Consider the following 13,136-nt stretch of genomic DNA (forward strand, 5'->3'; position numbering starts at 1 on the left):
CAACAAGTAAATTGTACAATCAAAATTCAAATTCTCAAGGAAATTGAGGAACAGATGAATCAACAGGTGATGGGAATCATCCATAAAAAATATGGAAAAAAGAACACTCTATTGATATTGGACGTCCTTCTCCCATCCAAAAAAATTACAGAAAATATAGAAGAGATCCTTCTGTTACATACCGAGGGATTATCCCATATTTCGTCAAAAAAGACGCTTCTTTTCTAGCTTTTTAAAAATTATTTAAAATGTCATCAGACTGCATCCCCGTACGTCTGACAAATCCATCCTTCCTAATACTTCGAATTCCTCATCGTTTATTTTTTTTCCTAAATCATTGGTAGAAATAAAAGGACAAGATAAATAATTAGATAAATCAATAATATCAATTCCACCTATTTTATGGTTCTCTATATGTATAAAAGGATCTTCCGGATCTCTGATGTATACTTTCATCCAAGGAGGACATCTAAAAATGCCGTCTTTTTTTGCATATGCTTGAGAAAGCAATTCGGTCATTCCATATTCAGAGTGAATATTTTTTACACAAAAACCTTTCTTTAAAAGATGGTGTAATTCTTCTCGTATGATTTCTTTTCTTTTCCCCTTCATTCCTCCTGTTTCCATGAGAATTACATTATCTTTATTATATCCATCTAGAATAGTCTCCCTATGAGACTCGACAAAGTTTAATAAAGAAAAACTTATCCCAAAAATTAAAATAGTTTTTTCATAATGAAGAGGAGGGATTTTTTGAAAAAAAATAAAATTACTTCCATTTTTATATGTTTTTTGGATCAAATATTTCATCATATAAATTAAAGAAGAATCCTCTCTATAGAAAGGAAACAAAGCTAAAAATTGGAATTTTTCTACGGGACCATAAAAATATTCAAATCCTTTACAAATGCTATTCCTATAAATAAGCAAATCAGCTACATAATGTTTACTTTTTATTCCTGTCGTTCCAGTACTGGTAAAAATAATTTCTGGAATACTTTTTGATAGACTACAAATACAATGGGTTTTAAAAAAGGAAATAGGAAAAAATGGGATTTCAGAAATATTGGTAATCCGAAATGGATCAATTTTTAATAGTTGAAGATAATTTCTGTAAATCTGGTTATTTCTTACTTGATAATTGAATATCTCTAAAGTTAAAGATTCAAATTCTTTTTTGGATTCTATAGAAAAAATCTTTTTTTGAAAGTTCATTTAATGATATTTAAAAATAAAAAGTATAATTCTTCTAACTTTTTTAAAAAAACAAAAATTCTTTCCTAGATATATAAAAAATGTATTGAAACTCTTTTTCAAAGGAATTTGAAAAAAAATTATAAGGAATTAAATTTATTTTTTTATTTGCTTCTTTAAGAAAAAAAAGCCATATTGATAGATAAAAAAAATATTTTATCAGGCCTAAAAGACCACCAAATCCTTTATCAAAGGGTTTTAGCCATGTGATTTTCAAAATCATTTCTATGATTTTTTTAGTTAAAAAAGCTATAAATATTATAAAAAAAAATGAAATGATTAGAGAAAAACCTGTAAGAAAGGGTTCTTCCTTACTGTATTTTTTTAGCAATCCTTCTGAAAAAAAGTGAAAAATCTTGATTCCTTTGTATAGGAAAAAAAAACATATCATAAATACAAATAACTGGGAGAGTAATCCTTTTCTATACCCTTTATATGCACCATATAAAACGATAATTAGAATAATGATATCTGTGCCAACCATAAATAACTTTTTTTACTAAAAAATGAAAAAAAATTTAATACAAAAATTTCATATAAATTGGAATAAAGTCATTTTATATATACGAAATCATTTTTACATAGAAGGAGAAATTGATCTCATTGGGATTATTTACCTGATAGGGATTCAAGAGCTTGGGAAAGGAAAAAATATTTTTTTGAATAGAGAAGATAAAATTAATATTTTACATATTTCTATATGTAGAATATTAGAACCTTTTGGTTATTATAGGTTTATTGGAAGAGACAGAGAAGGATGGCCTCATTATCTTTTGAAAAAGGATCTTCCCTTTTTAAACAAAGAAGAACAATCGTTTTTAATTAAAAAAGCTATCATTCGTTATATGAGTGAAGAAAATATTCTGAAGGATATTCATAAATCATAAAATTTTATGGATCAAAAAGTGGATCAAATAAAAAAGGAGATAAACTGTTTTCAGGCTAAAAATTCTGAAGCTCTAGAAGCCTTCAGAATTAAATTTTTGGGTAAAAAAAAGGGAATTTTGACGGTTTTATTTAAAAAATTAAAAAAACTTCCTATTCAAGAAAGAAAAATTTTTGGTAAAATCATCAATGATTTAAAAAAGGAGGTTCAAAAAAAAATACAAATAGATCATTCTAAAAACTTCATCAAAGATGATGATAAAAATTTTGATCCTACAATTCCAGGAAAATCTATAGAAGTAGGATCTATACACCCCATATCTATTATAATAAATAGGATTATAGACGTCTTTAGAAAAATTGGATTTTCTTATGTAGAAGGACCTGAAATTGAAGATGATTGGCATAACTTTACGGCTTTAAATATCCCTATAGATCACCCATCTAGGGATATGCAGGATACCTTTTTTTTATGCAAAAATCCAGATATTGTATTGCGCACACATACTTCCTCTGTACAAATACGATATATGAAAAAAAACAGTCCGCCTTCTCGTGTTTTATCTGTCGGAAAAGTATATAGAAATGAAACGATTTCCTCTCGTTCCTATTTTATGTTCCACCAAGCAGAAGGTTTTTATATCGATAAAAAAGTATCCTTTTCAGACCTAAAACAAACTATTCATTATTTGATCAACTCTCTTTTTGGAGAAGTAAAAATTAGATTCCGTCCTTCGTATTTTCCATTTACAGAACCTAGTGCAGAAGTGGATATATATAATAATCATACAGGGTGGTTAGAGATTATGGGATGTGGGATGATAGATCCACAAGTATTGAAAAACGTAAATATTGATTCAGAAATTTATTCTGGATTTGCTTTTGGGATAGGGATAGAACGTCTTGCATTATTGATTTATCAAATTGATGACATTAGAGTCTATTTTGATAATGATATTCGTTTTTTAAGACAATTTCAGAGTGATTTTTAATATTATTATTATTTGAATTCTCTTTGTCTGAATACTTCATATAAAAGGATCCCACAAGCTACAGAAACATTTAAAGAGGATATCCCGTGTATAGCTGGAATTTTTGCCTTTTCGGAGGTTATTTCTAAATATTTAGGACAAATCCCATTGGATTCATTTCCAAGAATGATAGCCGTAGGACCTGAAAAATCTATTTTATACCAATAGATATTGGATTTTTCCGTAGCGGAAACAACCTTTAACCCGTACTTTATCAAATACTCTATAGTTTTTTTAATATTTTTTTCTTGACATATTGGTACTTTAAATAAAGCTCCTGAAGAAGTTTTGATAGAATCAGAGCCAATCAGGGCTGTATATTTTGTTGGAATAATGATAGCATCTACACCAGCACATGCAGCAGTACGAATGATAGATCCAAAATTTCTTACATCCGTAATACGATCTAAAATGAGCAAAAGTGGGTTTTTTCCTTTTTCATAAAATATAGGAAGTAAATCTTCTATGGAATAAGTTTCTATTGGAGAGAGAAGAGCAAAAACTCCTTGATGATTTTTATTGTTCAACTGATGAAATTTATTTTTAGGAACGATATGAATGGGGATATTTTCTCTCTTGGAGAGAGAGATTAACTTTTTGTAATAAGGATTACATTTTTTTTTCCATCCTATTTGAAAAAATAACTTACTAATACTCCTTTTGGATTGAATAGCTTCTATTAAGGGATGTATTCCATAAATAATTTCTAATTTACTCATGAGATTACATGATTTTATTTTTTTAAAACTTTAAAAAAGGAATTTTTAATGAAAAATCGTATAATGTCTTTACAGAAAAAAAGATAAAAAGAAAAGAAAAAGATATAAGATAGTAATAATCCCAAATCCTACCACATAATTTCCAAAATAATAGGATAGAAAAAAAGACAAGGCAAGGCTTCCTGAAAAAAGGATCATTCCGCCAAGTAAAAGGAAAAAAAAATTCATAAAAATTTCTGTCATGATGGCCGCTACCACTTTAATCGCTTCATTTTGAAAAAATTGAAATTTTTTCTTGATAAAATTTTTAATAAAAACAAACATTTTTTAGATAAAAAAATTAAGTCCCCAATTCCTCTTCGACTTTGTCCATTTTATCTTTTTTATTTTTTTTCCATTTTGCCTCAAAGTTAGATTTAATTCTATGTACTTTTTTTCCTATTTTTTTACTTATTTCTTGTAAATTATCTTTCAGCTCTTCTGTCTTTTTTCCTAGTATATTTCTAATTTTATCCTCTTTTCTTGGAGCTAACAAAATTCCCAGTATTAAACCTGCCATTGTCCCCAGAATCACTCCCCAAAAAAACTTCCTCCTTTTTTCATAATAACAATTTTATATTTATAATAAATTTAATCATACAATATTTACGCACAAAATTGTCTTTGTTTATTTAGAAAAAAATTTTTCTCTATGTTAGATATTAAAAAAAATTTTTCTCTCAAAAATTTTAATACATTTGGAATAAATGTTTATGCACATTATTTTGTAAATGTGAAAAGTATAGAAGATATACAAAAAATTTTCTTTAAACATCCATCCATTCCAAAACTTTTTTTGGGAAATGGGAGTAATATTCTTTTTTTAAAGAATTATTATCAAGGAATGGTAATTAAAATTGGGATCAAAGGGAAGAAAGTGATTAAGGAAAACGAGAATCAAGCAGTTGTTCAAGCTTTTGCCGGAGAAAATTGGAAGGAATTTGTAGGTTGGACTATAAAAAAAGGTTTCAGTGGATTAGAGAATTTATCGTTTATTCCTGGTTCGGTTGGGGCAGCTCCAATTCAAAACATTGGAGCCTATGGAGCAGAAGTAAAGGATACTTTGTTGGAAGTTCAAGTATATGAAACGAATAATGGAAAAATGCGAATCTTCACACGAGAAGAATGTCAACTAGAATATCGTCATTCTTTTTTCAAACATCCACGTTTCAAAAATAAATTTTTGGTTTTATCTGTTTCCTTTCTATTAAGAAAAAAGTATCACAAGTTGAACACTTATTCCATTGAGATTCAAGAAGAATTAAAAAAAATGAATATTAAAAAACCAACTATGTACGATTTAAGTAAAGCTATTCTTTACATTAGAAATAGAAAACTTCCAAACCCAAAAAAAATAGGAAATGCTGGTAGCTTTTTTATGAATCCAATAATAGGGATATTGGATTTTAAAAAATTAAAATCTAAATATCCAACTATTACAGGATATTCTATTTCTACTAATCAAGTGAAACTATCTGCTAGTTCCTTGATTGAAACTATAGGATGGAAAGGAAAAAAACAGGGGGATGTAGGTGTATATGAAAAACAACCTATAGTTTTGGTAAATTATGGAAGAGCTAGTGGAATGGATATATATTCTTTTTCAGAAAAAATAACTCAAGACATAAAAAATAAGTTGGGCCTTGTTTTATCAAGAGAAGTTCATCTCATACGATAGTTCGTGAAAAAAACACTAAATAATGAAAAAGAAGTAAGACTTCACTATCTAAAGGAAAGCATTTACCTTTGTTTTATTTTTCTCTATTTTGTAAATAGAAAAGAAAAAAATTTTTATTTCAATGAATTTAGAAGAAAAATCCACAGAATATATACAAAAAAAAATCAAAGAAAAACCTGAATTTGGAATAATATTATTAGGAAATCAGTTTCATCAATTGGTCCATGAAATAAAAAATCCTATATGCATTCCTTACGAGGACATCCCAAATTTTACAAAAGTATATGGAAAATTTATATCCGGAGATATAGAAGGGAAAAAGGTTCTATTTTTAATAGAACCTTTTTCCTCTTATTATGAGGAGGAATATACTCCTCTTCCTCTAGTCATGTGTAAAAATATGGGGATAGATAAGTTGATATTAATTAATATTTCTGGAGGAGTGAATCCAAACTACAAAACAGGAGATGTAATGTTGGTAAAAGATCATATTAATCTTTTCCCAGAAAGTCCTAATATGAAAAAATTTATGAAGAATAATTTTTTTGGAATAACAGAACCCTATGATCAAAAAATGATTGAAATGGCAGAGAATATAGCCATGAATCACAATATTATCATACAAAAAGGGGTCTATGTCGCTTATCCTTATCCCCATTATAAAACCCATTCAGAATATGCAATGATACGATCCATGGGTGGGGATAGTGTTGGAATGAGTAATATTGTTTCATCCGTGATTACAGCTAGATGTATGGATTTACGAGTTTTTGCTATATCCATTATGATGGGGATGGGGTTATCTGAACAAAAAGGATCTTATGAATCCATCCATTTGATGAAATCATTTTTTCAAGAAACAGAAAAATCAATCCCTCTTTTAATATTGATTGTCAAAGAATTTATCAAACTTTGTTTTTAAGATCTATTAAAAAAATTTAGAATCTCTTTTCTAGGAAAGGGGAACTATTGGCAAATTATCTATCATATTTTTCGTAATTTTTACAAAAGTTTTTCTTATAGAATCGTTTTGTAAAACAACAGGAATCCCTAAATCTGAAGATACTCGTATGTCTTGTAACAGTGGAATCTCTCCAAGAAAAAAAATATTCATTTTTTTGGAAAAATTTTTCACTCCATTTTTTCCAAATAAATAGTATTTTTCTTTGGAATCTTTTGGAATAAAAAAAGACATATTTTCTATGATTCCAAGTATGGGGACATGAATAGATTTAAGACGAAACATTCCTACAGATCTATGCACATCCGATAAAGAAATTTTCTGAGGAGTACTAACAATAACAATTCCTTTTAATGGAATTTCCTGCACAAGTGATAAATGGATGTCCCCTGTACCTGGTGGTAAATCTACAATTAGAAAATCTAATCCACCCCAATCGGTTTCATGAATAAATTGTCTTAAGGCTTTAGTAGCCATGGGGCCCCTCCAAACAATAGCCTGTCCAGATTTTGAAAAGAAACCTAAAGATAGAATCTTTACTCCATAACTAGTGATAGGATTCATGATAGAAGTTCCATTCTTCTGGACAATACAGGAAGATATTTTATTTTCTTCTAAATTGAACATTAATGGAATAGAAGGACCATAAATATCTGCATCTAATAAACCTACATGAAACCCCATTTTTACTAAAGAAACCGAGATATTAGTTGCTATTGTGGATTTTCCAACTCCTCCTTTTCCTGAAGCTATGGCTATGATATTTTTTATTTCAGTCTTTTTTTTTCTAGAAGTATCTAATTTCATTTCTATTCGTATTTTTTTATCTACATTTTGATATTTTATAGCCTGTTGGATATTTCGTCCCAATTTTTTTTTCATATGCATAGTCGGATTGGATAAGCTTATATATATTCGGATTTCCTCATGAAATACATCTATTTTTTTGACGATTCCAGATTCCATAATATTTCTTTTATTAAGAAATACATTTTCTAATGCTTTCGTTATTTTTTTTTCATTATTCCAGTCCTTCTTTTTTCAGAAATATCTAATTTTATTTTTATATTTTTAATTAGAGGAGATATCTTTTTCTAATTTATTCTATTATTGGAGTAAAAAAAAATATCTATGTTAAAAATTCCTCATTTTCATACGAAAGTTATCGTTTTCAAATGGGGTCATTTAAAAACTCGATTTTTGGAAAAATTATTAATTCTTTCGGAAAAAGATAAAAAACACCTTCTTTACTTATCAGAAAAACGAAAAAAAGAATTTTTAGGAGTACGCTACGCTCTAAGATATATAGGAATAAATAAGAATGTTTTTTACAATGAAAAAAGAAAACCTTTTCTTTTTCCTCAAGAAAAGTATATTTCATTCAGTCATTCTTTTGAAAAAATAGCTATAGCCATCAGCTCCTATCATATAGGTATAGACATAGAGAAGTTACGAAAAAAAATAGTTAGAGTAAAGAAAAAATTTATTAGAGAGGATGAATCTATTTTTATCCATCAAAACTACGAAATAGATTATCTACATATCATATGGGGAATTAAAGAAAGTTTATACAAATTAGAGGGAGGAATTTTCCCCAGTTTTTTAGATCGCTATAAAGTTTCCCCTTTTTGCATAAAAAAGGATTTTTGCATATCCTGTTGGATTATGAAAGATTCCTATAGTAAGAGGTTTTCTGCTTTTTACAGAAAAATAGATGACCACTACCTGGTTTATATTATAGATAGGGATGATGATGAAGGAATGGATTAGGATCCTTTTGTCACCTTATCCTCATAGTAGTTGGATTCATATTCTTTTGGAATTTACGGCTGTAATATTTAGTATATCCAGTGTTGTCTTTGCACAAAAAAACAACATATGGTTATATCCAATAGGAATAGTGAGTACTATTATATACAGTTATTTGACTTTCGTGACTTCTCTTTATGGAGATTTTATTATTAACATATATTATACAGGAATGAGTGGCTATGGATGGTATGTTTGGCTATTTAAAAAGGACCAAAAAAATAAAAAATTATCTATAACTTTTTCCGATAAAAAAGATTATTTCTATACGCTTTTATGGTTTGTATCCACTTGTCTTTTCAGTATAACGGTTTATTTTTTCAATGGAAAACTTCAAACCCCTTTTGATTGGATGGATGTATTGACCACGGGGATTTTTTTTTCTGGAATGTATCAGATGGCTATGAAAAAAGTAGAAAATTGGATATTTTGGATGGTTGGAAACCTTATTTCCGTACCTATTTATTTTTTGAAAGGTCTCATATTAACAGGTTTTTTATTTATTTTTTTGGCCTTATTGGCTATAGAAGGTTATATGATTTGGAATCAAAAAGCACTTAATAACAAAAAAACCTATTTTTAATTATGGTTTTTTTTCATTAATTGATGAGCTACTTCTTGGATATTATCATATTCGGTTTCTATTCTTTTTTTTAGATTTTTGACTCGTATTTTCTTTTTTTCTATTTCATTTTTTCCTATACTAATAGCAAATGGAATGTGATTCTCGTTTGCATACCTGAATTGTTTACTTATTTTTACGGCATTAGGATACAATTGAGTGGAAATTCCTTTTTTTCTTAAAAAATTTATCATGTTATATGCATATAAAACCTCTTCATCTCCGAAATTAATAAACAATACTTTTGAAGGACTACTAGAAATAGTTGAAAATAAATTCTCTTTTTCCATGGCTATATATATTCTATCTAAACCCAAAGAGACTCCTACGCCAGAAAGATTTTTCATTCCAAAAAAGCTAGATAATTGATCATATCTTCCACCTCCTCCAATAGAATTTTTCATACAGGTTCCCTTATTATCTGGAAATATTTCAAATATGGGACCTGTATAATAATTCATTCCTCTAGCTAAAGAAACATTCCATTTCAATTTTGTCTTTTTTAAAGAAATATTTTTTATCTTTTGAAAGATAAAACTGAGATCTTTTATTCCTTTTTTTCCTCTTTCAGAGGATTGGAAAGCGATAGTTAAAGATTCTATTTTTTTTGAAAAATTTTCTTTCATATCAAAAAAACATGCTATTTTTTCAAAAGAATTCGAGGAAATTCCTTTACGAAGCATTTCTTTTTTTACTATATTTCTTCCTTTCTTATCCCATTTATCTAAAGAGGTCGTAAAATCTTTCCATAAATGATTTTCTATTCCAGAAATTTCTACTAATCCTCCCAAAATATCTCGATGATTAATATTGATAATTATAGGAAAATTTAATTCTGTAAATATTTCATCACAAAGTTGGATGAACTCAACTTCTTGCCATAAAGAAGATAATGAGTAGGTCCCAATCATATCCGCATCACACTGATAAAATTCTCTAAATCTTTCTTTTTGTGGTTTATCTGCACGCCATACTGGTTGTATTTGATATCTTTTAAAAGGAAAAAAAATTTCATTTCTATGCATGACTACATAGCGTACAAAAGGAATTGTTAAATCATATCTAAGAGCTTTATTGGATATATGTTTCATAAAATACTGATTATTAAAAACAGTATTTTCTTTTTTTTTTCTCAAAAAATCTCCTGAATGAAGCAACTTAAACATTAAGTAGTCACCTTCTTCTCCATATTTTCCCATAAGAGTAGAAATTTTTTCAAAAGAAGGGGTTTCTATGGGAGAGAAACCAAAAAGTTCAAATTTATTTCGAATAATTTGAATTAAATAGTTTCTTTTATTCATCTCCATGGATGAAAAATCTCTGGTTCCTTTGGGAATACTAGGATGTTCCATACCTAACTAAACTAAGCTTCATAATTATTAAGGTCCTCATTTTGATTATTTTCTTTTTTTAGCATATGAGCACGTTTCATATTCTCTTTCAATACTTTTTCTTCGGAAGAAATAGGAAGATCAAAATTATCTTCTAACAGATATTTTTTTTCTACTGTAGTATTGGTTGTATGATTAATAGATTGATTAAAAACATTTTTTCTTTGATGATTGAAAGACAAGTTTCCCTTAGGAGAAGTAGTTCTTCTTAAACTGCTTTTATAAGCCTTTTCTTTAGAAGAAATAGGTCCAATTCGTCTTGAATAAGAATGAATTCCCTCTATTTTCGTTAATTTTTGTTTATAAGGTTCTTCTAACCTATGAAATATTTTTTTTTCTTCATGATTAATAGCCCTTTGAACTTCTGTTGGAAATCCAGTTGCTACTATAGTCACTGAAATACTTTCTTCCAAACTTTCGTCTTCCCCTATCCCCATTATAATATTAGCATTATTACCTGCCTCTGCTTGTATATAATCACTGATGATTCCGATTTCATCTATGGTAATTTCGATTCTTCCTGAAACAATAAGTAAAAGAACATTTTTAGCTCCTGTTATCTTGTTATCATTCAATAAGGGAGAATCTAAGGCTTGTCCCACTGCATCTTTAGCTCTATTTTCTCCAACAGAAATAGCGGATCCCATAACAGCTGTTCCGCTTTCTTTAAGAACTGTTCTGGTATCTCTTAAATCTATATTTTGTTTATAATGGTGAGTGATCACTTCTGCAATTCCCTTAGCTGCAGTAGTAAGAACTTCATCTGCTTTTGCAAATCCAGCTTTAAATCCAAGATTTCCATACAATTCCCTTAATTTATCATTATTAATAACAATGAGAGAATCCACATTTTTCCTTAATGCTTCTATTCCTTTTTGAGCTTGTTGTAATCTCATTTTTCCTTCAAAATGAAATGGGATAGTGACAATTCCTACAGTAAGAATTCCTTTTTCTTTAGAAATACCTGCAATAATTGGAGCGGCTCCTGTTCCCGTTCCTCCTCCCATGCCTGCCGTAATAAAGGTCATTTTTGTATTAGAATCTAAAATACTTTTAATTTCTTCTAGACTTTCTAAGGCCGCTTTTTCTCCTATTTCTGGATCTGCTCCAGCACCTAATCCTTCTGTAATAGAAGCTCCTAATTGAATTTTTACTGGAACTGGATTATTATTTAAGGCTTGTGCATCTGTATTACACGCTATAAAGTCTACTCCCGTAATCCCTTGTTCAAACATATAACTTAAAGCATTACTTCCACCACCTCCTACACCGATAACTTTTATAGCAGCTGAACGATTTTTAGAAAATCCAAATGGAACGTTCTCTTTTTTTTGCATTATAAAATTTTCTTTTTTCATTGTTTATTATTCTGTATCATTCAGTATTTGACGAAACTTATCTGCCCAAATTTCAAAAAAAGATTTAGATTTAGTTTTTTTCTTCTTTTTTAAAGAATCCTCATTCTCATAATATGTTTCCTTATTGAATCTACGATTTTTATTATTATATAATTGGGTTGAGAATAATTCGGAAGGATTATTTTCCTCATATCTATACCCCATTTCTGTACAAAAATATTTTTTCTGATCCTCAAGTCCCTTTATAACTAAACCTATAGACGTTGCGTATTCTGGATTACTTATCAGGCCGTTTTCTCCTCCAGCAATATGTTCATTAGAATAACCTATACGGACATCCATTCCAGTAATATATTCTGTTAAAGGACGAATGTGTTTTAGTTGAGATCCGCCTCCTGTCATCACGAGTCCTGCTATAAGTCGTTTTTTTTGTTCTTCATTTCCATAATGTTTTATTTCTATATTGACTTGTTCTAAAATTTCACATACCCTAGTATGAATAATTTGAGAAAGACGTTTCAAGGAAATTTCCTTAGGATCACGACCTCTTAATCCAGGAATGCAAACAATTTCTGTTTCTTTATTTTCTCCAGGCCATGAAGATCCAAATTTTATTTTGAGTAATTCGGCTTGTCGTTCAATAATTAAACAATCCGTTTTAATATTTTCCGTGATCACATTTCCTCCAAAAGGAATAACGGCAGTGTGACGAATAATATTGTCTTTAAATATAGCAATATCCGTCGTCCCTCCTCCTATGTCTACTAATGCGACACCGGCTTCCCTTTCTTCCGTATTTAATACAGCCTCTGCAGAGGCTAAAGGCTCTAAAGTCATTCCAGATAAATTCAATCCTGCAGCTTTTACACATCTTCCAATATTTCTAATCGAAGAAATTTGTCCTACAACTACATGAAAATTAGCTTCTAAACGACTTCCATACATTCCTATAGGTTCTCCTATTTCTGATTGACTATCGACTTTATATTCCTGTGGAAGAACATGAATGATTTCTTCTCCTGGAAGCATAACTAGTTTATGGACTTGATCTATTAATTTTTGTATATCTTTCTGATTAATCACATTTTCGAAATCTAATCGAGTAATATAATCATTATGTTGTAGGCTTCTAATATGTTGTCCAGCAATACCAACAATAACTTCTTTTATTTTTAATCCTGAACTTCGTTCAGCCTCAGAGACGGCTTCTCGAATAGATTCAATAGTCTGAGTAATATTGTTGACAACACCTCTATGTACACCTGTACTTTTAGATCTCCCTATGCCTAAAATCTCAATTTTATTATATTCATTTCTCCTTCCTACCATAGCTACAATCTTCGTGGTCCCCACATCAAGACCAATAGCTATATCTTGATATTCCATAGA

The 13,136-nt window shown here is 29.1% G+C and carries 14 protein-coding genes; 6 read left to right on the top strand and 8 right to left on the bottom strand.

Annotated elements, in window-relative coordinates:
• Nucleotides 1-243: 243 nt before the first annotated feature.
• A complete protein-coding gene (locus BLBBOR_RS01825) occupies nt 244-1,215 on the bottom strand; it encodes an acyl-protein synthetase (RefSeq protein WP_015370738.1) in 972 nt (323 codons plus the stop codon).
• Nucleotides 1,216-1,258: 43 nt separating this feature from the next.
• Nucleotides 1,259-1,738 carry a CvpA family protein gene (locus BLBBOR_RS01830; protein WP_015370739.1) on the bottom strand — a complete coding sequence of 160 codons (480 nt, stop codon included), beginning with the start codon at nt 1,736-1,738 and terminating at the stop codon, nt 1,259-1,261.
• A gap of 22 nt (nt 1,739-1,760) precedes the next feature.
• Between BLBBOR_RS01830 and BLBBOR_RS01835 the strand changes: the two genes are divergently transcribed.
• Nucleotides 1,761-2,141: a hypothetical protein gene (locus BLBBOR_RS01835; RefSeq protein ID WP_015370740.1), complete on the top strand. Its 381-nt coding sequence runs from the start codon at nt 1,761-1,763 to the stop codon at nt 2,139-2,141.
• Between the two features lie 6 nt (nt 2,142-2,147).
• Nucleotides 2,148-3,131, top strand: a complete 984-nt coding sequence (gene pheS / locus BLBBOR_RS01840; protein ID WP_015370741.1) for a phenylalanine--tRNA ligase subunit alpha — start codon at nt 2,148-2,150, stop codon at nt 3,129-3,131.
• An 8-nt stretch (nt 3,132-3,139) separates the two neighbouring features.
• Here the strand turns inward: pheS and rlmB are convergent, their stop codons facing one another.
• Nucleotides 3,140-3,889, bottom strand: coding sequence for a 23S rRNA (guanosine(2251)-2'-O)-methyltransferase RlmB (gene rlmB, locus BLBBOR_RS01845; protein WP_015370742.1), 750 nt, complete (start codon nt 3,887-3,889; stop codon nt 3,140-3,142).
• Nucleotides 3,890-4,229: 340 nt separating this feature from the next.
• Nucleotides 4,230-4,448, bottom strand: a complete 219-nt coding sequence (locus BLBBOR_RS01855) for a YtxH domain-containing protein (RefSeq protein ID WP_045118226.1) — start codon at nt 4,446-4,448, stop codon at nt 4,230-4,232.
• A 132-nt stretch (nt 4,449-4,580) separates the two neighbouring features.
• Here BLBBOR_RS01855 and murB point away from each other — a divergent pair, with 132 nt between their 5' ends.
• Entirely contained in the window at nt 4,581-5,606 is a 1,026-nt protein-coding gene (gene murB, locus BLBBOR_RS01860) for a UDP-N-acetylmuramate dehydrogenase (RefSeq protein WP_015370743.1), read from the top strand.
• A gap of 121 nt (nt 5,607-5,727) precedes the next feature.
• Nucleotides 5,728-6,528 carry a purine-nucleoside phosphorylase gene (locus BLBBOR_RS01865; protein WP_015370744.1) on the top strand — a complete coding sequence of 267 codons (801 nt, stop codon included), beginning with the start codon at nt 5,728-5,730 and terminating at the stop codon, nt 6,526-6,528.
• A 30-nt stretch (nt 6,529-6,558) separates the two neighbouring features.
• Here the strand turns inward: BLBBOR_RS01865 and BLBBOR_RS01870 are convergent, their stop codons facing one another.
• The gene (locus BLBBOR_RS01870) at nt 6,559-7,533 is read right to left on the bottom strand and encodes an Mrp/NBP35 family ATP-binding protein (RefSeq protein WP_015370745.1); all 975 of its coding nucleotides are present in this window, start codon (nt 7,531-7,533) and stop codon (nt 6,559-6,561) included.
• A gap of 165 nt (nt 7,534-7,698) precedes the next feature.
• On the opposite strand from BLBBOR_RS01870, the gene BLBBOR_RS01875 reads away from it, so the two are divergent.
• Together BLBBOR_RS01875 and pnuC are read left to right on the top strand one after the other, a co-directional pair.
• Nucleotides 7,699-8,337 (top strand): 4'-phosphopantetheinyl transferase superfamily protein, encoded by a 639-nt coding sequence (locus tag BLBBOR_RS01875; protein ID WP_015370746.1) that lies wholly within the window; start codon nt 7,699-7,701, stop codon nt 8,335-8,337.
• Nucleotides 8,321-8,959 (top strand): nicotinamide riboside transporter PnuC, encoded by a 639-nt coding sequence (pnuC, locus tag BLBBOR_RS01880; protein ID WP_015370747.1) that lies wholly within the window; start codon nt 8,321-8,323, stop codon nt 8,957-8,959. The genes BLBBOR_RS01875 and pnuC overlap by 17 nt, the downstream gene beginning before the upstream one ends.
• Here pnuC and hisS read toward each other — a convergent pair.
• The 3 genes from hisS to ftsA are packed head-to-tail and all read right to left on the bottom strand — an operon-like array spanning nt 8,956 to nt 13,133.
• Nucleotides 8,956-10,350, bottom strand: coding sequence for a histidine--tRNA ligase (gene hisS, locus BLBBOR_RS01885; RefSeq protein ID WP_015370748.1), 1,395 nt, complete (start codon nt 10,348-10,350; stop codon nt 8,956-8,958). The genes pnuC and hisS overlap by 4 nt on opposite strands.
• Before the next feature lie 11 nt (nt 10,351-10,361).
• Nucleotides 10,362-11,747: a cell division protein FtsZ gene (gene ftsZ, locus BLBBOR_RS01890; protein WP_015370749.1), complete on the bottom strand. Its 1,386-nt coding sequence runs from the start codon at nt 11,745-11,747 to the stop codon at nt 10,362-10,364.
• Between the two features lie 6 nt (nt 11,748-11,753).
• Nucleotides 11,754-13,133: a cell division protein FtsA gene (ftsA, locus tag BLBBOR_RS01895; protein ID WP_015370750.1), complete on the bottom strand. Its 1,380-nt coding sequence runs from the start codon at nt 13,131-13,133 to the stop codon at nt 11,754-11,756.
• Between the last annotated feature and the right edge of the window lie 3 nt (nt 13,134-13,136).

The sequence above is a fragment of the Blattabacterium sp. (Blatta orientalis) str. Tarazona genome (genome assembly GCF_000334405.1).
Lineage (GTDB): Bacteria > Bacteroidota > Bacteroidia > Flavobacteriales > Blattabacteriaceae > Blattabacterium.

Coding starts and splice junctions, on each gene's coding strand:
- BLBBOR_RS01825 (WP_015370738.1), bottom strand. CDS start 1,215: ATGAACTTTCAAAAAAAGATTTTTTCTATAGAATCCAAAAAAGAATTT.
- BLBBOR_RS01830 (WP_015370739.1), bottom strand. CDS start 1,738: ATGGTTGGCACAGATATCATTATTCTAATTATCGTTTTATATGGTGCA.
- BLBBOR_RS01835 (WP_015370740.1), top strand. CDS start 1,761: ATGAAAAAAAATTTAATACAAAAATTTCATATAAATTGGAATAAAGTC.
- pheS (WP_015370741.1), top strand. CDS start 2,148: ATGGATCAAAAAGTGGATCAAATAAAAAAGGAGATAAACTGTTTTCAG.
- rlmB (WP_015370742.1), bottom strand. CDS start 3,889: ATGAGTAAATTAGAAATTATTTATGGAATACATCCCTTAATAGAAGCT.
- BLBBOR_RS01855 (WP_045118226.1), bottom strand. CDS start 4,448: ATGGCAGGTTTAATACTGGGAATTTTGTTAGCTCCAAGAAAAGAGGAT.
- murB (WP_015370743.1), top strand. CDS start 4,581: ATGTTAGATATTAAAAAAAATTTTTCTCTCAAAAATTTTAATACATTT.
- BLBBOR_RS01865 (WP_015370744.1), top strand. CDS start 5,728: ATGAATTTAGAAGAAAAATCCACAGAATATATACAAAAAAAAATCAAA.
- BLBBOR_RS01870 (WP_015370745.1), bottom strand. CDS start 7,533: ATGGAATCTGGAATCGTCAAAAAAATAGATGTATTTCATGAGGAAATC.
- BLBBOR_RS01875 (WP_015370746.1), top strand. CDS start 7,699: ATGTTAAAAATTCCTCATTTTCATACGAAAGTTATCGTTTTCAAATGG.
- pnuC (WP_015370747.1), top strand. CDS start 8,321: ATGAAGGAATGGATTAGGATCCTTTTGTCACCTTATCCTCATAGTAGT.
- hisS (WP_015370748.1), bottom strand. CDS start 10,350: ATGGAACATCCTAGTATTCCCAAAGGAACCAGAGATTTTTCATCCATG.
- ftsZ (WP_015370749.1), bottom strand. CDS start 11,747: ATGAAAAAAGAAAATTTTATAATGCAAAAAAAAGAGAACGTTCCATTT.
- ftsA (WP_015370750.1), bottom strand. CDS start 13,133: ATGGAATATCAAGATATAGCTATTGGTCTTGATGTGGGGACCACGAAG.